The 20198-nt window shown below is 59.5% G+C and carries 22 protein-coding genes and 1 tRNA gene; 20 read left to right on the top strand and 3 right to left on the bottom strand.

The features are described from left to right. Nucleotides 1–37 precede the first annotated feature (37 nt). Complete coding sequence (locus AC3VI7_RS00160; protein ID WP_489671170.1) at nucleotides 38–961, bottom strand: DMT family transporter; 924 nt, start codon at nucleotides 959–961, stop codon at nucleotides 38–40. A gap of 21 nt (nucleotides 962–982) precedes the next feature. Here AC3VI7_RS00160 and AC3VI7_RS00165 point away from each other — a divergent pair, with 21 nt between their 5' ends. Beyond that, nucleotides 983–1537, top strand: coding sequence for a M48 metallopeptidase family protein (locus tag AC3VI7_RS00165; protein WP_489669861.1), 555 nt, complete (start codon nucleotides 983–985; stop codon nucleotides 1535–1537). Here AC3VI7_RS00165 and AC3VI7_RS00170 read toward each other — a convergent pair. Next, nucleotides 1498–2088 carry a LuxR C-terminal-related transcriptional regulator gene (locus AC3VI7_RS00170; protein ID WP_489669862.1) on the bottom strand — a complete coding sequence of 197 codons (591 nt, stop codon included), beginning with the start codon at nucleotides 2086–2088 and terminating at the stop codon, nucleotides 1498–1500. The genes AC3VI7_RS00165 and AC3VI7_RS00170 overlap by 40 nt on opposite strands. 84 nt (nucleotides 2089–2172) lie before the next feature. Between AC3VI7_RS00170 and AC3VI7_RS00175 the strand changes: the two genes are divergently transcribed. From AC3VI7_RS00175 to AC3VI7_RS00190, 4 genes are all read left to right on the top strand, one after another. Next, complete coding sequence (locus tag AC3VI7_RS00175) at nucleotides 2173–2511, top strand: hypothetical protein (RefSeq protein WP_489669863.1); 339 nt, start codon at nucleotides 2173–2175, stop codon at nucleotides 2509–2511. A gap of 17 nt (nucleotides 2512–2528) precedes the next feature. Further along, complete coding sequence (locus AC3VI7_RS00180) at nucleotides 2529–4814, top strand: EAL domain-containing protein (RefSeq protein WP_489669864.1); 2286 nt, start codon at nucleotides 2529–2531, stop codon at nucleotides 4812–4814. Nucleotides 4815–4926: 112 nt separating this feature from the next. Beyond that, complete coding sequence (locus AC3VI7_RS00185) at nucleotides 4927–5628, top strand: CoA transferase subunit A (RefSeq protein WP_489669865.1); 702 nt, start codon at nucleotides 4927–4929, stop codon at nucleotides 5626–5628. A 16-nt stretch (nucleotides 5629–5644) separates the two neighbouring features. After that, nucleotides 5645–6283 (top strand): CoA transferase subunit B, encoded by a 639-nt coding sequence (locus AC3VI7_RS00190; RefSeq protein ID WP_489669866.1) that lies wholly within the window; start codon nucleotides 5645–5647, stop codon nucleotides 6281–6283. A 39-nt stretch (nucleotides 6284–6322) separates the two neighbouring features. Here the strand turns inward: AC3VI7_RS00190 and AC3VI7_RS00195 are convergent. Continuing rightward, nucleotides 6323–6399, bottom strand: a tRNA-Pro gene (locus tag AC3VI7_RS00195). Nucleotides 6400–6464: 65 nt separating this feature from the next. On the opposite strand from AC3VI7_RS00195, the gene surE reads away from it, so the two are divergent. From surE to pheS, 15 genes are all read left to right on the top strand, one after another. Beyond that, nucleotides 6465–7241 carry a 5'/3'-nucleotidase SurE gene (surE, locus tag AC3VI7_RS00200; protein ID WP_489669867.1) on the top strand — a complete coding sequence of 259 codons (777 nt, stop codon included), beginning with the start codon at nucleotides 6465–6467 and terminating at the stop codon, nucleotides 7239–7241. Then, nucleotides 7231–8043: a protein-L-isoaspartate O-methyltransferase family protein gene (locus AC3VI7_RS00205; protein ID WP_489671171.1), complete on the top strand. Its 813-nt coding sequence runs from the start codon at nucleotides 7231–7233 to the stop codon at nucleotides 8041–8043. Before surE ends, AC3VI7_RS00205 begins: the two co-directional genes overlap by 11 nt. Nucleotides 8044–8083: 40 nt before the next feature. Continuing rightward, a complete protein-coding gene (locus AC3VI7_RS00210) occupies nucleotides 8084–9031 on the top strand; it encodes a peptidoglycan DD-metalloendopeptidase family protein (protein ID WP_489668944.1) in 948 nt (315 codons plus the stop codon). A 25-nt stretch (nucleotides 9032–9056) separates the two neighbouring features. After that, a complete protein-coding gene (locus tag AC3VI7_RS00215; RefSeq protein ID WP_489668945.1) occupies nucleotides 9057–10535 on the top strand; it encodes a protein adenylyltransferase SelO in 1479 nt (492 codons plus the stop codon). A 31-nt stretch (nucleotides 10536–10566) separates the two neighbouring features. Beyond that, the gene (gene msrB / locus AC3VI7_RS00220) at nucleotides 10567–10950 is read left to right on the top strand and encodes a peptide-methionine (R)-S-oxide reductase MsrB (protein WP_489668946.1); all 384 of its coding nucleotides are present in this window, start codon (nucleotides 10567–10569) and stop codon (nucleotides 10948–10950) included. Between the two features lie 11 nt (nucleotides 10951–10961). Then, the gene (locus AC3VI7_RS00225; RefSeq protein ID WP_489668947.1) at nucleotides 10962–11585 is read left to right on the top strand and encodes a septation protein A; all 624 of its coding nucleotides are present in this window, start codon (nucleotides 10962–10964) and stop codon (nucleotides 11583–11585) included. A gap of 2 nt (nucleotides 11586–11587) precedes the next feature. Further along, complete coding sequence (locus tag AC3VI7_RS00230; RefSeq protein WP_489668984.1) at nucleotides 11588–11845, top strand: BolA family protein; 258 nt, start codon at nucleotides 11588–11590, stop codon at nucleotides 11843–11845. Between the two features lie 102 nt (nucleotides 11846–11947). Next, nucleotides 11948–12757 carry a peptidylprolyl isomerase gene (locus tag AC3VI7_RS00235; RefSeq protein WP_489668948.1) on the top strand — a complete coding sequence of 270 codons (810 nt, stop codon included), beginning with the start codon at nucleotides 11948–11950 and terminating at the stop codon, nucleotides 12755–12757. Nucleotides 12758–13072: 315 nt separating this feature from the next. After that, entirely contained in the window at nucleotides 13073–14389 is a 1317-nt protein-coding gene (gene aceA / locus AC3VI7_RS00240) for an isocitrate lyase (RefSeq protein ID WP_489668949.1), read from the top strand. A gap of 68 nt (nucleotides 14390–14457) precedes the next feature. After that, nucleotides 14458–15738 carry a glycerate kinase type-2 family protein gene (locus tag AC3VI7_RS00245; RefSeq protein WP_489668950.1) on the top strand — a complete coding sequence of 427 codons (1281 nt, stop codon included), beginning with the start codon at nucleotides 14458–14460 and terminating at the stop codon, nucleotides 15736–15738. 32 nt (nucleotides 15739–15770) lie between these two features. Further along, entirely contained in the window at nucleotides 15771–17690 is a 1920-nt protein-coding gene (gene thrS, locus AC3VI7_RS00250; protein ID WP_489668951.1) for a threonine--tRNA ligase, read from the top strand. A 74-nt stretch (nucleotides 17691–17764) separates the two neighbouring features. Next, a complete protein-coding gene (gene infC, locus AC3VI7_RS00255) occupies nucleotides 17765–18319 on the top strand; it encodes a translation initiation factor IF-3 (RefSeq protein WP_489668985.1) in 555 nt (184 codons plus the stop codon). Between the two features lie 117 nt (nucleotides 18320–18436). Then, nucleotides 18437–18640: a 50S ribosomal protein L35 gene (gene rpmI, locus AC3VI7_RS00260; protein WP_130480416.1), complete on the top strand. Its 204-nt coding sequence runs from the start codon at nucleotides 18437–18439 to the stop codon at nucleotides 18638–18640. Between the two features lie 26 nt (nucleotides 18641–18666). Then, on the top strand, nucleotides 18667–19023 hold the full coding sequence (gene rplT / locus AC3VI7_RS00265) for a 50S ribosomal protein L20 (protein WP_009453125.1): 357 nt from the start codon (nucleotides 18667–18669) through the stop codon (nucleotides 19021–19023). Nucleotides 19024–19130: 107 nt separating this feature from the next. Beyond that, nucleotides 19131–20174 (top strand): phenylalanine--tRNA ligase subunit alpha, encoded by a 1044-nt coding sequence (pheS, locus tag AC3VI7_RS00270; RefSeq protein ID WP_489668952.1) that lies wholly within the window; start codon nucleotides 19131–19133, stop codon nucleotides 20172–20174. Nucleotides 20175–20198: the final 24 nt, after the last annotated feature.

Here is a 20198-nt window from a genome sequence, read left to right on the forward strand (position 1 = left end):
CAAGAACAAGGGCGGCATCTTATTGGATGGGCCTGCCTCAGGCAGCTGCCGGTCGTACCGCCACCCAAGCCCCCAAAGACACCAAGACCAGTCCGCCGAGCAGCGATAGGCTCAGGGCTTCGTCCAGCAGCGGGGCGGCGCTGACGCCAGCCAGCACGGGCACGAGCGCGATCATGGCCCCGGTGCGTTGCGGCCCCAGGATATGGACGGCTTTGAGAAACAGCAGCATGGCCAAAATGGTCGGGCCGATGCCTTGGTAAAGGCCTTGCATCAGCAGCATCGACGGCGGCACGCTGCCCAGCGCTTTGGGCAGAAAGAGGGCGTAGATCGGTAAAAACACCAGCGCTGAGGCCAGCGCCACAAAGCGCGTCAGCAGCCACGGCTCGAAGCTCCAGCGCTTGCTGAGCACGCTGTAAAACGCCCACGTGATGGATGCGGCCAACACCAACCCGTCACCGATCAGCAAGTCGGGGCTCCACACCAGCGGCCACGCCACGCACAGCAAGCCCAGACCGATACCGATCAGGCCAAGGCGGGTTTGCCGGGAGGGCGGTACACGCAGCAAGCCCCACGTCACCAAGGCGATCAAAAAGGGCTGTAGCCCCGACAGCAAGATGCCCACGTGCGCGGCTGGAGCGGTTTTGAAGCCGGCGTAGACCAGTACGCCGTAAAGCAACACCCCCAGCAGCGCCAGCAACCAGAGCCGGCCATCACGCAAGAGGTCAACGTAAAGCGTGCGCGGCAAGTTGAGCGACAGCGGCAACAAGATCAAGCTGGCCGTGCCCAAGCGCAGGGCGAGGATGTCCCAAGGGGTGAGATGGGTTTTGCCGCCAAAGCGCGACATCAAGATGAAGCCGGTCCAGATCAGCACCACGCCGCCAGCGGCAAGGTAGCCGCGCCAAAGAGTTGGAGCGGCGGGAGCTTGGGAGGAGGGCGAGTTGGGCGTGGTGTCACGGGTCATGGGCTGGCATCATGCCGCGCCATGGAAAAATCTGTTTTGAGCGTGTTAAACGGCTATCCCCAGCCCTTGATTGATCAAGTGCGCCAACTTATCGACCAAGGCAAGCTCGGTGAGCGGCTGCGCCAGCGTTACCCCGAGAGCCACGACATCCGCACCGACCGGGCGCTTTATGACCATGTTCAAGCCCTGAAGGCGCGCTACATGCGCAGCGCACCGCCGCTGAGCAAAGTGGTGTTTGACGGCACGCTGCGCCTGACGCAGCAGGCTTTGGGCACCCACACTCGTATTTCACGGGTGCAAGGCGGGCAGCTCAAGGCCAAGCGCGAGATCCGCATCGCCCGCTTGTTCAGGCTGGCTCCGGAGCCCATGCTGGCGATGATCGTGGTGCATGAGTTGGCGCACCTGAAAGAGCGCGAACATGACTCGGCTTTTTACGCTCTGTGCCAGCACATGCTGCCCGACTATCACCAGCTTGAATTCGACACCCGCCTGTATCTGATCGACCAAGATCTGCAAGCTCAAGCCACGCCAACGACTCAAACCGGCTCGGAACCCGAACCCGCCAGCAGCTTGTGAACCAAGTCCGGGGTCGAGCTGGCCCCGGTTTTACGGATCAGTCGAGCGCGAAAGACATCGACGGTGCGTGGACTGATGCCGAGCTTGCGACCGATGAGCTTGCTGGTCAGGCCTTCGATAAGCAGGGCGGCGATTTCGCGCTCCCGGGCGGTCAACGCCACCCCCACGCTGCGGCGATTGGAAAGGTCTTCAAAGGCCCAAATGCCCGCAGCATGGGGCTGAGCGGGGTCCAGGGCTCGACCGGAGACGTGGCACCAGAAAAGCTCACCCGCCACCACACCGCCCGCACGTTTCATGATGCGTTCATCGGCGTAATGCCCGCTGTCATCTAGGCTTGCGACGATGCGCTGCCCCGTGCGCTCGAATTCTTCGTCCGTGGGGTAGAGCATGCCAAAAGATTGGCCGATAAGCTGAGTCCGTTCAGCCCCAAACATGGCCAGCATGCGGGCATTGCAATCAACCATGGTGCGATGGCTTGACAGCACCAAGCCGATGGGGGCGAGCTCAAAGGCGGTGCGATAGTCGATCAAAAAAGAAGGTTTATAGGACATGGCTTGTCAAAATCAAGTAAGTTTCGCACTTGGTTCATATCCCCCAAAAGGGGGATACATGGTCGATAAACCCAGCGAGGCTGCATGTCATCCCACAAAAATCAACAGATCATCAAGGCCAAAGCGCATGAGTTTGTTTTGCCGCTCATCCGCGACGGCTTGGTCGTGGGGCGCAATGCGCCGATTGGTTGCGTGGCGCTGCGCAAAGCCTTGGATCTGCTGACGGCGTTTCCCTTTGAGCACATTCCCATCGAGGACGACATCATCCAAGACATCTTGGTGCGCCAAGCGCTGTTGCGGCGCATTCCACGCGATCGTTTGCTGGCTTTTGTGCTGCGCCATATCAAGCCTGCCATGGGTGCCGAGGAAATCATGCAGCTTGAAATTTCGGTCGAAATGTTGATCGAAGAGTCGGGGGAATAAGGGTGGCGGCCCATGACATGAATCAGCCGTTGGTGGCTTTAGATGCGTTGTGCCAAGGTCGCGTGATGCGGGTGCATGCCGACGAACGCTACAAGCCGGAGCGGCTCGGCCAAGGCGCGAGTGTGATCTACGCCGTGTTTGAGGAGCCCACCGCTGACGAGCTTGACGAGCTTGCGTCAAGGTTTCTCGGCTTGGTCACGGAGCAAGACACGGCTTCGTTCCCGCAGCGCATTTTTGCCGATTTACTTCGTCTCAATTTGGTCAATCCGGTCATGTCAGTCGGACCCCAAACCCCGTTGGACCAGCTTGGTCAAGGGATGGCCGCTTACGGCTGGAGCGCGGTGCCGGTGGTGGATGAGCAGGGCTTTTTTGTGGGGGTGGTGACCCGGGCCAGTTGGCTAGAAGCGTTGTTGGCGCGCCAGCAATGGCTGTTGCAGGAAATGCAAAAGCTCAATCAGCAAATTGAGCAAGACCGGCAGCACAAAACGGATTGGGCAATGCGGTTGCAAGGGCTACACGACGCCGCGCGCTCGATGTTGCAGTTGTTGTCGCACACCACGGTGGAGCGTGACTTGCTGCAAGGCGGTATCGAGGCCTTGGTTAAATTGATCCATGCCCGTTACGGAGCCATCGGCATCTTGGATAGCCAAGGCGGGTTGGCGCAATTTGTCTACACGGGTTTGACGGCCGAAGAGGCTGCCCACATCGGCGAACTCCCCCAAGGGCGAGGTTTGCTGGGCGTTGTGATCCAGCAAGACGTGGCTCTGCGCCTTGAGAACCTTCATACCGATCCGCGCAGTGCGGGGTTTCCGGCGCACCACCCCAAGATGACCTCGTTGCTGGCCGTGCCGATCTCGCATATGGGCCGCGTTTATGGTCGGATCTATCTCAGTGACAAGCCACACGGCGAGCCGTTCTCGGCCGAAGACGAGCTGCTGACGCGCAGTTTTGCCAACTCGCTGTCTTTGGTGTTGGACAACGCGCAGCGGCTCGAAGAGATTCAGCTGGCGCGCCATCATTTAGACATCGTGGCGCATTTCGACGCCCTGACGGGCTTGCCCAATCGGGTGCTGTTTCTGGATCGACTTGGGCAAGCGGTGGCTGTGGCACAACGCAACGCTTTGATGCTCAGTGTGCTGATCTTGGATCTGGATAACTTCAAGCTCATCAACGATGCTTGGGGCCACGAACAAGGCGATCAACTGCTCAACAAGGTGGCCGAGCGCCTGCGGCGCATCTTGGGCGAGGACGATGTATTGGCCCGCTTGGGTGGCGACGAATTTGCCGTCCTGTGTTCAGGGTGTGATGTAAGCACCATCACCCGCCGGTCGAAAGACATTCTCGCGGCCTTCAAAACACCCTTTGACATCCTGAACGATCAGTTTTTCCTTGGCGTGAGCATCGGGGTCGCGACCTATCCCGACGATAGCGCCACGGCGGCCGGACTCATTCGCAAAGCCGACACCGCGATGTATGAGGCCAAAGCTGGCGGCAAAAACAACGCCCGGTTTTTTACGCCGGGCATGGACCAAGCGGTGCAGTTGCGCACCCGTCTGGAAGCGCAGTTACGCCGGGCGCTCGATCAAAACGAGTTTCGGGTTCACTTTCAGCCCCAAGTCGATTTGCGTACCGGCCATATCGTGGGTGCGGAGGCTTTGATCCGCTGGGTGCGCTCGGATGGCTCACTGTGTCCGCCGAGTGAGTTCATCCCCGTGGCCGAAGAAACTGGTTTGATTGCGCCGATGGGCGAGTGGGTGCTGCGCCAAGCCTGTGCCGAAGCGGTGCGCTGGCAGCGTGCTGGTCAAACGTCGATCTCCTTAGCGGTGAATTTGTCGGCCTACCAGTTTCGACATCAGAACTTGTGCCAAGTGGTCGCGGCGGTTTTGGAGGAAACCGGTTTCCCGCCCGAGCTGTTGGAGCTGGAACTGACCGAGAGCATCTTGCTTCAGGACGACGCTGGTATTGAAACCGCCATGCAGTGCCTGCGCCAATTGGGAGTGCACTTCACGGTCGATGATTTCGGCACCGGCTATTCGAGCCTGAGCTATATCCGCCGTTTTCCGGTCGAGACGATCAAGATCGACCAGTCCTTTGTTCGCCATTGCGTCCAAGATGCCAGCGCGACTGCGCTGATCGAAGCCATTTTGGCCATGGCTGCCAGCCTGAATTTGCGGGTCGTGGCCGAGGGGGTTGAAACCATCGAGCAGCGCGATCTGCTGCACAACCGTCAGTGTGGTTATGCCCAGGGCTATCACTTCGGCCGCCCCATGCCGGCCGAGGCCTTTGCCGCCTTGCTGGTGTAGTCCAACGTAGTCAATTCTACGTACTCAATACGTATGTGATTACGTAGTACGCTTCGTCTGGTCCGCCCACGTCTTCGGGCGGTTGTCAGGTTGTCATTCGGAGCGCAATGCCATGAACAAGGTTTATCCGAGCGCCGCTGCGGCACTCGACGGTATCGTCAGGGACGGTCAGTTGTTGGCGGTCGGTGGTTTCGGCCTGTGCGGGATTCCTGAGGCGCTGATTGATGCGCTGCAAGCCACTGGCGTCAAGGATCTGACGGTGATCTCGAACAACGCCGGGGTCGATGGTTTCGGTTTGGGCAAGTTGCTCAGCACTCGGCAGATCAAAAAGATGATCTCCAGCTACGTGGGCGAGAACAAAGAGTTCGAGCGTCAGTACCTGAGCGGCGAGCTGGAGCTGGAATTCACCCCCCAAGGCACGCTGGCTGAAAAGCTGCGCGCCGGCGGCGCAGGCATTCCGGCTTTCTTCACCAAGACCGGCGTGGGCACCATCGTGGCTGACGGCAAGGAAATCCGTGAGTTCGACGGTCACAAGTACGTCATGGAGCGTGCCTTGACGCCAGAAGTCTCACTGGTCAAGGCGCATATCGCTGACAAGTCAGGCAACCTGATCTTCAACAAGACGGCACGCAACTTCAACCCGAACGTTGCCCAAGCCGGCAAGCTGACGGTGGTCGAAGTCGAAAAGATCGTTGAGATCGGCGAACTTGATCCGGATCAGATCCATCTGCCCGGCATTTTTGTGCACCGTATCGTGCTCAACACCACCCCGGAAAAGCGCATCGAACAGCGCACCATCCGCAAAACTATCTGAGCCGAGGAGTCACAACATGGCATGGACCCGCGATGAAATGGCTGCCCGCGCAGCCCAAGAGCTGCAAGACGGCTTCTACGTCAACCTCGGTATCGGCTTGCCGACCTTGGTCGCCAACCACGTGCCCACTGGCATGGAAGTCTGGCTGCAAAGCGAAAACGGCTTGCTCGGTATCGGCCCATTCCCGGCTGAAGACGCCGTGGACGCCGATTTGATCAACGCTGGCAAGCAAACCGTCACCACGCTGCCGGGCTCGGCCTTTTTCAGCAGTGCTGACAGCTTCGGCATGATCCGGGGCGGCAAGATCAATCTGGCCATTTTGGGTGCGATGCAGGTCAGCAGCCAAGGTGATCTGGCCAACTGGATGATCCCCGGCAAGATGGTCAAGGGCATGGGCGGTGCCATGGATTTGGTCGCTGGCGTGGGCCGCGTCGTGGTGCTGATGGAACACATCGCCACCAAGAGAGACGGCTCGACCGATCTGAAAATTCTGCCGAACTGCACCTTGCCGTTAACCGGCGTGGGCGTGGTCAATCGCATCATCACGGATCTGGCCGTGATGGATGTGACGCCCGAAGGCTTGAAGCTGGTGGAATTGGCCCCTGGCGTGAGTCGCGAAGAGATCGCGGCCAAGACGGGTGTTGATCTGATCTAAAAAACAAAAAAGGCCTGAAAGGGCCTTTACTTGATCTGATGGTCGGGGTGAGACGATTCGAACGTCCGACCTACTGGTCCCAAACCAGTTGCGCTACCAGGCTGCGCTACACCCCGACAAGAGAATGAGATTCTAGCGGTAAATAAGACCAAATCCCACGTTGGCCTCTAAAATCGCTTCCATGAGAATTTTGGTTGCCAATGATGATGGGTACTTGGCCCCGGGGCTGGACGCCTTGGTGCGGGTGTGTCGTGAATTTGGAACGGTGGAGGTGGTGGCCCCCGAGCAAAACGCCAGCGGTACTTCTAACGCCTTGACGCTAAGTCGGCCGTTGTCGGTCTGCACCGCCCCGAACGGCTTTCACTACATCAACGGCACGCCTTCCGATTGCGTCCATGTCGCCTTGACCGGCTTGATGAGCGAGCGCCCCGATTTGGTGGTCTCGGGCATCAACAACGGTGCCAACATGGGCGACGATACGCTTTACTCGGGCACCGTGGCGGCAGCGATGGAGGGGTTTTTGTTTGGCATTCCCTCGATTGCCTTTTCATTGGTGGGGCGCGGTTGGCCTCATCTGGATGCCGTGGCCGCAGCGGCGCGGGCCGTCTTGGCCGAGGCGCTGGCTCAGCGTCCGCACCTGCCCAACGCCAAGAACGCCAAGCCTTGGCTGTTGAACGTCAATATCCCCGCACGGGTCGATGCCGCAACCTTGCCGCGTCAGATCACCCGCTTGGGGCGACGCCATGTCAGCGAGCCGGTGATTCGCCAGACCAATCCCCGGGGCGAGCCGATCTATTGGATCGGCCCAGCGGGCGATGCACGCGAGGCCGGTGAGGGCACGGATTTCTATGCTGTGGCTCAAGGCCTGATTTCCATCACCCCGTTGCAAGTCGATCTGACCGATCACGCAGGCTTGGCCGGCTGGGCGGGTATGTCGAGCCGGCCGCATGGCCAGTGACGAGCCCCCCGTCAGGCCGATGCGCCGGGTTGGCTTTCCGCTCAGCCTAGAGCAAGCCACCGGGCGGCGAGTGACCGTGGCAGCCACGCCCCCCGCCACCGCATCAGCACGGTCCGAGGAAGCCTTGGACGAATCGATGCGGCTGCGCATGGTCGATCATCTGCGGGCACCAGCGTGTTTTGATGAGCGTGTTTTATCGGTCATGGCGCGCGTTGAGCGACACCGCTTTATCGACCCAGCCTTGGCCCCCCAAGCCTATGTCGATACCAGCCTGCCGATTGGCATGGGCCAAACGATTTCCAAACCGTCGATCATCGCCCGCATGCTCAGCTTGCTCTGCCAGCGCCTTGGGGCCAGTGCAGGCCCGCGCCCTTTGGGGCGAACGCTGGAAATTGGCACCGGCTGTGGGTATCAGGCGACGCTCTTGGCGGAGTTATCGCGTGAGGTCTACTCGGTGGAACGCTTGAAACTGCTCTTTGACCGAGCGCGCGATGCCATGGCACCGATCCGGGCTTCCAATGTGCGGCTGATCTACGCCGATGGCTGCTGGGGGCATCCGCCCAACGCACCCTACGACAGCTTGATCGCCGCTGCGGCCTGTCATGGCAGCTTGCCGCAGGCTTGGCTGGATCAGTTGGCACCGGGGGGCCGCTTGGTTGCGCCGGTCTACGTTCCCACCCAAGATCGGCAAATCTTGCTGGTGGTGGATCGGTTGTTCGATGGCACGCTGCAAGAATTCGGCTTGGAGGACGTGCGCTTCGTCCCCTTAGAATCAGGCGTCTGTGACTTTGGTCCAGGCTGATACCTAGAGCAGGGGAATGGATATAAGTACCAGAGGTTGCATGAAAACTCCACGCTTTCTTGTGTTGATGGTTCGAGCATGGCTGTCTGGTTGGCTGTTGATCACCATGGTGGGTTGTGCCACCAATCATCAAAAAACTGGGGCAGTGGCCAAACCACCTGTGCTGGTGGTGCGTCAGCCGCCGGCCTTCCAAGCGCCTCCACCGCCCGTCGATGTCAGCCGACCGGGTTATTACACCGTCAAACCGGGCGACACCTTGATTCGGATCGGCTTGGAAACTGGCCAAAACTGGCGTGATTTGCAACGCTGGAACAACTTAGAGCGCCCCAATTTGATCGAAGTGGGCCAAGTTCTGCGCCTCACTCCCGCCATGCCAGAAAACCCGGCCGTAACCAGCCGGGTGCCCGTACCCTCCAGCGCTCTTCGTTCGATCAGTAACGCACCCACCACCACACCGGGCGCGGGCGTGATCACCACCAGCACGTTGCCGCCCATCACGCCTGCGCTGCCGGAGCCTGCGGTGTTGGTCGCTGCCGCGCCCGCTGCGCCAACCACCGTGGCCGCGCCGGTGATCCCGGTGGCTGCTGCGATAGGCACCACTGGGCGTGATGCTGGCGAGAGCGATCTGATCTGGCTCTGGCCTGCCACGGGGCCTTTGGTATCGAGCTTCGATGAGACGCGCAACAAGGGTGTCGCCATCGCTGGCAAGGCCGGCGACCCAGTGTTTGCGGCGGCGGATGGCCGGGTGGTCTATGCCGGCTCAGGCCTGAGGGGCTACGGTAACTTGATCATCGTCAAGCACAACGAGGTCTACCTGACGGCCTACGCCCATAACCAGTCCTTGCTGGTCAAAGAAGACCAACCTGTGAAACGCGGTCAAAAGATCGCCGAAATGGGGGCCAGCGATACGGACCGAATCCAGCTGCACTTCGAGGTGCGCAAGCGCGGTAAACCGATTGATCCCACGCGTATCTTGCCCATACGCTGAGCCACCAAGCGCCGGCCCCTTCCACATGACTCAATTTGATGTCACTCGTCTGACATGGTTGGATGCTTATGCCACCTTGGGCGATACCTTGGCGGTAGCGTGTTCAGCCCAAGGCGTGCCTGAGCCCACATGGGTGGCCACCAGCGACGCGGTGGCCGAACAACTCGGCTGGCCCCAAGATTGGTGGCAACAGCCTTCGGCCTTGACGGTATTCAGTGGCTCAGCCCTTTGGCCCGGGATGCGCTCGGTGGCGACGGTGTACAGCGGGCACCAGTTTGGCGTTTGGGCGGGTCAACTCGGGGATGGTCGGGCGCTGTCGCTGGGAGTTGTTCAGACCGAAGAGATGGGTGCCCCGCGTGGGCTGGAGCTGCAACTCAAGGGCAGTGGCCCGACCCCGTTTTCGCGCCGAGGTGATGGTCGGGCAGTGTTGCGATCTTCGATCCGCGAGTTTCTTTGCTCTGAGGCCATGGCGGGTCTGGGGATACCGACCACCCGCGCTTTGTCGCTGATCGCCTCGCCGCTGAAGGTGCAACGAGAAAGCATCGAGAGTGCTGCCGTGGTGTGCCGGGTCGCCCCGAGTTTTCTGCGCTTTGGCCACTTCGAGCACTTTGCCGCTGCGGGCAACCCTGCGGCTTTGCAGCAACTGGTGATGGACGCGCTGGCTTTGTTCACGCCTGCTGAGCGCTCACCTGAGTCTGATGAGCCCGCCGTGCGTTTGCTGCGGGCTGTGGTCGCCCGCACCGCCGCCTTGATGGCCGACTGGCAGGCTGTGGGCTTTTGCCATGGCGTGATGAACACCGACAACATGTCGATCCTTGGCCTGACCTTGGACTACGGCCCCTTCAAGTTTCTCGATGCCTTCGAGCCCAACCACATCTGCAATCACTCGGACAGTTGGGGCCGTTACGCCTTTGCTCGCCAACCTTCGGTAGCTTGGTGGAACTTGCAACGCTTGGCGCAAGCCTTGGCGGTGCTGAACGAAAGGGTGGCCGAGGATCTTGAACAGGCTCTGGCGCTTTATCCACCGCTGTTCGAGCAAGCTTGGATGGCCCGGATGCGCGCCAAACTTGGGCTTGGTCGTGTCCATGACGAAGACGACGCGCTGATCCAAGGCTGGCTGGATGTATTGACCGAAGGCCGCGTGGATCACACCTTGGCGTGGCGTGGGCTGGCAGACATCGAGACCGGCGCGTTGGATGCGCTGATGCAGCCCCAAAAAGCGCGTTTCGACGCTTGGGCCACGGCCTACGTGGCACGCCTCGCCATGGAGCCTGAATATGCCGCCCAGCGGCACACACGCATGCAGCAAGTCAACCCGAAGTACATCGCCCGCACCCATCAAATGGAACAAGCGATTGCGGCGGCTCAAGCGGGCGACTTTGAGCCGGTGCGGACCTTGTTGCACATCCTTGCCAAGCCGTTCGATGAGCAGCCTGAGCATGCCGCCTATGCGGCGTTGCCGCCGTCTTGGGCCGCCGAGATCGCGTTGTCGTGTTCGTCTTGAGCGGGCTTTTCTTTCTCATGGGAGGTTTCTTATGTCCAAAGATGATCTGAAGCGCCGCCTCGACCCGGTTCAGTACGCCGTGACCCAAGAAGCGGCCACCGAGCCGCCGTTTTCCGGGCGTTACTGGAACCACGCTGAACCGGGTCAATACCGCTGCGTGTGTTGTGGCACGACCTTGTTTGCGGCTGCGGCCAAGTTCGACGCGGGTTGCGGTTGGCCAAGTTATTGGGAGCCGGTGGATGCGCGCTGTGTCGAGCGCATCGCTGATCGCTCGCACGGTATGGTGCGCGTTGAAGTGCGCTGCCGGCAGTGCTCAGCCCACCTAGGCCATGTGTTCAACGATGGCCCGCCGCCCACTGGCGAGCGGTATTGCATCAATTCCGCTGCCCTCGATTTCAATCCCGATCCGTCCTGAGTTTTCTCTTTATGAAACTGCTGCTTGATTTCCTGCCCATTCTTCTTTTCTTCCTGACCTTCAACTACGCCGAGCGCCATGCCGATCAGGCCGCGAGCTGGGCCACCGACGCCTTCGGCTTCTTAGTGCAAGGCGGGGTGGTGGGGGCCAAGGAGGCTCCTGTCTTGCTGGCCACGGTGGTGGTGATCGTGGCGACCTTGGTGCAGGTGTTGGTGCTGAAGCTGCGGGGGCGCAAAGTCGATGCGATGCTCTGGATCAGCTTAGGCCTGGTCACGGTGCTGGGCGGAGCCACGATTTGGTTCCACAACGAGATGTTCATCAAGTGGAAGCCCACGTTGCTCTACTGGGCCATGGCTTCGGCGTTGCTGTTGGTGCCGATGCTGGGCGGCAAGAACTTGCTGCGTGTGCTGCTGGGCGACAAGATCGAGTTGCCCGAGCCGATTTGGCGACGCCTCAACGCCGCTTGGGTGCTGTTTTTTGGCGGCATGGGGGCCCTCAACCTCTGGGTGGCGTTCAACTTTGAAACCCATACATGGGTCAATTTCAAGCTCTTCGGCGGTACGGGCCTGCTGATCTTGTTTACCTTGGGGCAGGGCGTGTACCTGTCGCGTCATATGAAAGAGCCCACAGCGTGAGCATGAATCTTCTGGCCGAGATGGAGCAGCGCTTGCGCTTTGGGCTTGATCCGGTGCTGGCCCTTGAGATCCGCGACGACAGCGCCTTGCATGCCGGTCATGCCGGCGCAGCGGGTGGGGGCGGGCATTTTCATGTGCGCATCGTTAGCCCGCGCTTTGCCGGCTTGCCCAGGGTTGCCCGTCATCGGCTTGTTTACGCGGCCTTGGGCAGCTTGATGCGTGATCGCATTCACGCCCTGAGCTTGGACCTTGAGGCGTGAAACCACGTCTGGGTCGCTATCATTCGTCCTTGGGCGCTTGGGTTTGCGTCTTTTGTGTTTGTCCCTCCTAAAGTCCCCTCCTGAAAGGTTTGCATCCCTATCATGAAGAAGCTTTCATTGGCCGCTGTTGCCTTCGCCGCCGTTTTGCCGGCCCTCGTGCAAGCTCAAAACATTGCTGTCGTGAACGGCAAAGCTGTGCCCAAGGCACGTTTTGATGCGTTGATGAGCCAAATCACCAAGCAAGGCCAACCTCGCACGCCGGAGTTGGAGCGCCAAGTCAAAGATGAATTGGTGTTGCGCGAAATCTTTGTTCAAGAAGCACAGCGTCGGCATATCGATGCGACCGAAGAGTACAAGGTGCAGCTTGAGATGCAACGTCAAGGGATCTTGATCCGCGAGATGTTGTCTGAATACAGCAAGGCCAATCCGGTCACCGATGCTGAACTGCAAACCGAGTACGGCAAGCTCAAGGCCCAAGCCGGTGGCAAGGAATACCGTGCTCGCCATATCTTGGTCGAGAAGGAAGAAGAAGCGCAGTCGATCATCACGCAGCTCAAGGGTGGGGCTAACTTTGCCGAACTGGCCAAGAAGCTGTCCAAAGATCCAGGCTCAGCCCCCAATGGCGGCGACTTGGATTGGGCACCGCCGGGCAACTACGTGGCTGAATTTGGTCAAGCGTTGGGCCAGCTTGAAAAGGGCAAATCCACCGACAAGCCCATCAAGACCCAATTTGGTTGGCACGTGATCCAGCTCGACGATGTGCGCGATGTGCAGTTCCCGCCGCTTGAAGAAATCAAGCCGCAACTGCAACAACGTCTTCAGCAACAAAAGCTGGCCAAGTTCCGTGATGGCTTGAAAGAAAAAGCCCGCACAGACTACAAGCTCCCCCCGTCCGAGAAGACCGGCGGCTGAGCTTTTTAGACCGGCGGTATCCAAGGCGACTTCGGTCGCCTTTTTTCATGGGCAAGTTCGATTTATGCGTGTAATTACGCATGCGATATTTTGTATTATGAAATTCTTTTTGCTGCGTAAAAAATGACAGCCGCCGGAGGCCTTCTGTTCACGGTCGATGGGTCGCACTTCTTCCCGCATTGCGAAATATAGAGCGCAAGTCCTTGATTTTCATGGCCTTGTATCTTCTGTCTTATATAAGACATAAGTCTTCTTTTCCGCTAAGATTCATTGCATTCCCACCGTTAATCGATCCGCTACGCATCGGAGCTTGTGATGACCCAATTGACCCGTGAACAACAGATCGCTGCCCTCGAAAAAGACTGGGCTGAAAATCCCCGCTGGGCGCTGGTGAAGCGTGGCTACAGCGCCGCCGACGTCGTGCGTCTGCGTGGCAGCCTGCAACCCGAGTACACGCTGGCCCAGCGCGGCGCTGAAACGCTGTGGAACAAAGTCAACGGCGGGGCCAAGAAGGGCTACGTCAACGCTTTCGGTGCGATCACCGCCGGTCAAGCCATGCAACAAGCCAAGGCTGGCTTGGAAGCCGTGTACCTGTCGGGCTGGCAAGTCGCCGCTGATGGCAACACCAGCGAAACCATGTACCCCGACCAATCGCTGTATGCGTATGACTCGGTGCCGACCATGGTGCGTCGTATCAACAACACCTTCAAGCGTGCTGACGAAATCCAGTGGAGCCGTGGCATCAATCCGGGCGACGAGCAGTTCGTGGACTACTTCCTGCCGATCGTTGCTGATGCGGAAGCCGGTTTCGGTGGCGTGCTGAATGCGTTCGAACTGATGAAGAACATGATCGCCTCCGGTGCGGCTGGCGTTCACTTTGAAGACCAACTGGCTGCCGTGAAGAAGTGCGGTCACATGGGTGGCAAGGTGTTGGTGCCGACCCAAGAGGCAATCGAAAAGCTGATCTCGGCGCGTTTCGCTGCCGACGTCATGGGCGTGCCGACCATCATCTTGGCGCGTACCGATGCTGAAGCAGCCAACCTGATCACCAGCGATCACGATGCCAATGACAAGCCGTTCCTGACGGGCGAGCGCACCCCTGAAGGCTTCTACCGCGTCAAGAACGGCCTGGAGCAAGCCATCAGCCGTGGCGTGGCTTACGCGCCCTACGCGGATCTGGTCTGGTGCGAAACCGGCGTGCCCGACATCGGTTTTGCGCGTGAATTCGCCCAAGCTGTTCACGCCGCTTGCCCGGGCAAGCTGCTGTCGTACAACTGCTCGCCGTCCTTCAACTGGAAGAAAAACCTCAACGACACGCAGATCGCTTCCTTCCAAGAAGACCTGTCGGCGCTGGGCTACAAGTACCAGTTCATCACGCTGGCCGGTATCCACATCAACTGGTACAACACGTTCCAGTTTGCCCACGCCTACGCTCGCGGCGAAGGCATGAAGCACTATGTGGAACAAGTGCAAGAACAAGAATTCGCTGCCCGTGACAAGGGCTACACCTTTGTGTCGCACCAACAAGAAGTGGGCGCAGGCTACTTCGACGACGTGACCACCGTGATCCAAGGTGGTTCGTCTTCCGTGAAGGCCTTGACCGGCTCGACCGAAGAAGAGCAGTTCCACTGATCGGCGGAGCTCTCTCACCAAAAAGCCGCGCCCACAAGGCGCGGTTTTTTTATGCAGAATGCCGACGCATGACCCTGAACCTGACGCCTGACATCGAGGCCCGCACCCTGTTGCGTCGCTTGTTCGACGCCGCTGTTGCGGCCGCCCAACCCGCGCTGTGCTTACCCGCCCATCTGCCGCCTCGCCCCAGAGGCCGCACCTTGGTGATCGGTGCGGGCAAGGCTTCAGCCGCCATGGCGCGCGCCCTTGAAGATCACTGGGAGGGTCCGCTCGAAGGCTTGGTGGTGACCCGCTACGGTCACGAAGTATCTTGCCAGCGCATCGAGATCGTGCAGGCCGCACACCCCGTTCCTGACACAGCCGGTTTACAGGCCACGGCCCGCATCCTCGACATGGTGCAAGGCCTTGGGGCGGATGATCTGGTGATCGCGCTCATTTCCGGCGGAGGCTCATCGCTTTGGGTGGCTCCAGCCAAGGGCCTGACGCTGGCCGACAAACAAGCCGTTCACACGGCGTTGCTCAAAAGTGGGGCCAGCATTGCCGAGATGAACTGCGTGCGTCGGCATCTCTCAGCCGTCAAGGGCGGGCGACTTGCGGCGGCATGCTATCCGGCCAAGGTGCATACGCTTTTGATCTCCGATGTACCGGGAGACCAGCCGATGGACATCGCCTCAGGCCCCACCGTGGCCGATCCCACGACCTGCACGCAAGCCTTGGCGATCATCGAGCGCTACCGCATCGCCGTGCCCCCTGCGGTGCGGCATCTTCTTCTGAATGGGGCGGACGAAAGCATCAAACCAGGCGATACGCGCTTGGCCGGCATCGACACGCGCATCATCACGGCCCCGCAGCAAGCCCTTGAAGCGGCGGCTCGGGTGGCTCAAGCGGCCGGTTTTACACCGTACATCTTGGGGGACAGTTTGGAGGGCGAGGCGCGCGATGTGGGCAAGGTGCTGGCTGGCATCACCCGGCAGGTGCTGCTGCATGCCCAGCCCTTCAAGCCGCCTTGCGTGCTGTTGTCAGGCGGCGAAACCAGCGTGACGGTGCGCGGTACAGGCCGAGGAGGGCGCAACGTGGAGTTTTTGCTTGCTCTGGCCCTCGCTTTAGAGGGACTGGCCGGCGTCCATGCCCTCGCAGGTGATACCGATGGTGTGGATGGTGCCGAAAACATCGCCGGTGCCTGCCTTGGCCCCGATACGCTGCAACGGGCTTGGGCCTTGGGTTTCAACCCACGCAGCCATCTGGATAACAACGATGCACATCGTTTCTTTCACGCCTTGGGTGATTCGGTGATCACAGGCCCGACACGCACCAACGTCAATGACTTCCGCGCCATCTTGATCCCTTAAAATCAACCCCTTAGGTATGTTCTGAGGATTTCATGGTTTCGATACAGCTTCCCGACGGTTCCAAGCGCGAATTTCCCGGCCCGGTGACGGTGGCCGACGTGGCGGCTTCCATCGGCACGGGTCTGGCCAAGGCCGCATTGGCTGGCCGTATCGGCGCAGGCGAGAGCGCCCGATTGGTCGATACCAGTCACCTGATCGAGGTTGATGAGCAGCTGGCCATCATCACGGCCAAAGACGCTGACGGGCTGGATGTGATTCGCCACTCGACCGCGCACTTGTTGGCCTACGCTGTCAAAGAACTGTTCCCCGATGCCCAAGTCACGATTGGGCCGACCATCGAACACGGTTTTTATTACGACTTCTCGTACAAGCGCCCGTTCACGCCGGAGGATCTGGTCGCCATCGAAAAGAAGATGACGGAACTATCCAACAAGGACGAGAAGATCGCCCGGCGCGTCGTGGCCCGCGATGAAGCGGTGCGCTATTTCAAGTCGATCGGTGAAGCCTACAAGGCAGAACTCATCGAAAGCATCCCGGCTGGTGAGGATGTTTCGCTCTACGCCGAAGGCAAGTTCACCGATCTGTGCCGTGGCCCGCACGTCCCAAGCACCGGCAAGCTGAAGTTCTTCAAGCTGATGAAGGTGGCCGGGGCCTATTGGCGCGGCGATCATCGCAATGAAATGCTGCAACGCGTCTACGGCACCGCTTGGGCGACCAAGGACGATTTGCAGAAATACCTCTTGATGCTGGAAGAAGCCGAGAAGCGCGATCACCGCAAGCTCGGTCGCGAACTTGATCTGTTCCACATGGACGAATACTCACCCGGCACGGTGTTTTGGCACCCGAAGGGCTGGGCGATTTGGCAGGAAGTTGAACAGTACATGCGCCGGGTGTACCGCGAGAATGGCTACCAAGAGGTCAAGGGACCGCAGATCCTTGACAAAGGCCTGTGGGAAAAAACCGGCCACTGGGACAAGTACCGCGAGAACATGTTCACCACCGAGTCTGAAAAGCGTGAATACGCTTTGAAGCCGATGAACTGCCCAGGCCACATCCTGATCTACAAACAGGGCCTCAAGAGCTACCGCGATCTGCCGCTGCGTTACGGTGAATTCGGGGCTTGCCATCGCAATGAACCCACCGGCAGTCTGCACGGCATCATGCGCGTGCGCGGCTTCACCCAAGACGATGGTCACATCTTCTGTACAGAAGACATGATCCAAACCGAGGTGGCCGCATTCACCGCATTGCTCAAGAAGGTCTACAAAGACTTCGGCTTCACCGACATCATCTACAAGCTATCCACACGGCCCGAAAAACGCATCGGCACCGAGGAAAGTTGGGATCGGGCCGAAGCAGCCTTGGCTGAAGGGCTGCGGGCTGCGGGTTGTGAGTTCGAGTACTTGCCCGGCGAAGGCGCTTTCTACGGCCCGAAAATCGAATACACCCTGAAAGATGCGCTGGGGCGTCAGTGGCAGTGCGGCACCATCCAAGTGGATCCGAACTTGCCGGAACGCTTGGATGCTGAGTTCGTGGGCGAAGATGGCACGCGGCATCGTCCTGTCATGTTGCACCGTGCGATCTTGGGCAGCCTAGAGCGCTTTATTGGCATCTTGATCGAAGAGCACGCCGGTGCTTTGCCCACTTGGCTCGCACCGACGCAAGTGGTCGTGCTCAACATCACCGATGCCCAGACCGATTACGTCCAAGAAGTGGCCAAACAGCTGCAAAAACAAGGACTTAGGGTCTCGATTGATTTGCGCAACGAAAAAATCACGTATAAAATAAGAGAGCATTCATTGCAAAAGGTTCCCTATCTTCTCGTTGTCGGCGACAAAGAAAAGGCAGCGGGGACCGTTGCGGTACGCGCCAGAGGCAATCAAGACCTCGGTGTGATGGCCTTGGAGGCCTTCTCCGGGAAAATCGCTACCGAACTCACGACTCAGGAGTGAGCTTGGGTTTGGTTTGATGTCTTGTGTTTCAGGTGTGTGTTGTTTTGACTCAAGGGTGTGTACCCTGAAGGAATCTGACCATCGCTACTTTTCTTGACCGTCGGACGCCCAATGCCGAACGCAAACATCGCCTGAACCGCGAAATCACTGCTCTTGACGTCCGTCTCAATGGACCTGAGAACGAGCCCTTGGGCATCGTTAGCATTCAAGAAGCACTGCGTCTTGCTGCTGAACAGGATGTCGATCTGGTGGAAATCGCGGCAACCGCGAATCCGCCGGTGTGCCGCTTGATGGACTACGGCAAGTTCAAGTATCAAGAGCAGAAGAAGACAGCGGAAGCCAAAGCGCGCCAGCACATCATCGAGGTCAAGGAAGTCAAATTCCGGCCGGGTACCGATGAAGGCGACTACCAGATCAAGCTGCGTAACCTGCGGCGTTTTCTGGAAGAGGGCGACAAGGGCAAGGTCACCTTGCGCTTCCGGGGTCGTGAAATCACCCACCAAGACATCGGTATGCGCCTTTTGGAGCGTGTGCGCGATGAATTGACGGATGTCTCGCTGGTCGAGCACATGCCACGTCTTGAGGGCCGCCAGATGATCATGGTGCTGGCCCCCAAGAAGAAAAAGTAAGCCATTTTTAAATCTCGGAGTGCAGCGGTTTGGTCGCTGCTGCGCTCCAGTGCCCGTAGGCCCCCAAGACCGCGAGATGTTCGCGGCGCCTGATGGGAACAACGTGAAGGAGCAGTCATGCCCAAAATGAAGACCAAGAGCAGCGCGAAGAAGCGTTTTCGCGTTCGTCCGGGTGGTACCGTCAAGCGCGGTCAAGCGTTCAAGCGCCACATCCTGACCAAGAAGACCACCAAGAACAAGCGCCACCTGCGCGGTACCGTCAGCGTTCATGAGACCAATATGGGTCACATGGCGCAGATGCTGCCGTTTGCTGGTCTGTAATCCACCAAGACTAAAGGAAGAGAACCATGCCTCGCGTCAAACGTGGTGTTACCGCCCGTGCTCGTCATAAAAAGATTCTGGCCCTTGCTAAGGGCTACCGTGGTCGTCGTAAAAACGTCTATCGCATCGCCAAACAGGCGGTGATGAAGGCGGGCCAATACGCCTACCGTGACCGCCGCGCCAAGAAGCGCGTGTTCCGTCGTTTGTGGATTGTCCGTATCAATGCGGCCGCCCGTTCATTCGGCATCACGTACAGCCGCTTCATGTCGGGCCTGAAGAAAGCCACGATCGAAGTCGATCGCAAGGTGCTGGCCGACATGGCTGTGCATGACTTGGCTGCGTTCGGTGCCATCGTCGAGAAGGCCAAGGCCCAGCTCGCTTGATAGCGTTGCCCGGGGTGGGTCGTTGAGATCAACACCCCGTTGCGCTGCATGAAAGGCCGAATCCGTTCGGCCTTTTTTCTTTCCTACTGCATGGATTCGATGCGTCGATGAACGATCTCGAACAAATCGTGGCGAGCGCTGCGGCTGACTTCGCTGCAGCGCTGACACCCGCTCAGCTTGAAGACGCCAAGGCGCGCTTTACCGGCAAGACCGGCTTGGTCACTGAACTGCTCAAGGGCATGGCCAAGCTCAGCCCCGAGGAAAAAAAGACCCGGGGCGCTGCGATCAACGAGACCAAACAGCGCATCGAAGCGCTGCTGGGCGAGCGTCGTCGTGCGTTGGCAGAGGCCGAATTGCAAGCACAGCTCAAGGCGGAAGCGCTCGACGTGACCCTGCCGGGCCGTGGCCGCTCGCTGGGCGGCTTGCATCCGGTGTCGCGCACGCTGGAGCGCATTGAGCAGATCTTTGGTTCGATGGGTTTTGATGTGGCCGATGGCCCCGAGATCGAAACCGATTGGCACAGCTTCACCGCTTTGAACAACCCGGAAAACCATCCGGCGCGTTCCATGCAAGACACCTTCTACGTCGATATGCAGGACGAGGCGGGTCGCCCCTTGTGCTTGCGGCCGCATACCTCGCCGATGCAGGTGCGTTACGCCCGCCAGCACGCTGCGCGCCACGCCCACCTCGACGGGATGCCCGAAATTCGCGTCATCGCGCCGGGCCGTACCTACCGCGTCGATTCAGACGCCACCCACTCGCCGATGTTTCACCAGTGCGAAGGCCTGTGGATTGGTGAGAACGTGTCGTTCAAAGACTTGAAAGCGGTCTTTACCGATTTCTTCCGCACCTTCTTTGAGACCGATGAGCTGGAGCTGCGCTTTCGCCCCTCGTTCTTCCCCTTCACCGAACCCTCGGCCGAGGTGGACATCGCCTTTGCCAGCGGGCCGCTCAAAGGTCGCTGGCTCGAAGTCGCCGGCTCCGGCCAGGTGCATCCGAACGTGGTGCGCAACTACGGCCTTGACCCTGAGAAGTACATCGGTTTCGCCTTCGGCATGGGCCCGGATCGCCTGACCATGCTGCGCTACGGCGTCAACGATCTGCGGCTGTTCTTTGAAGGCGATTTGCGCTTTCTGAGCCAGTTCAAGTAATTCCCGCTGCCCCGCCGCAAGGAC

The organism is Leptothrix toolikensis (SeqCode) (assembly GCF_057922285.1).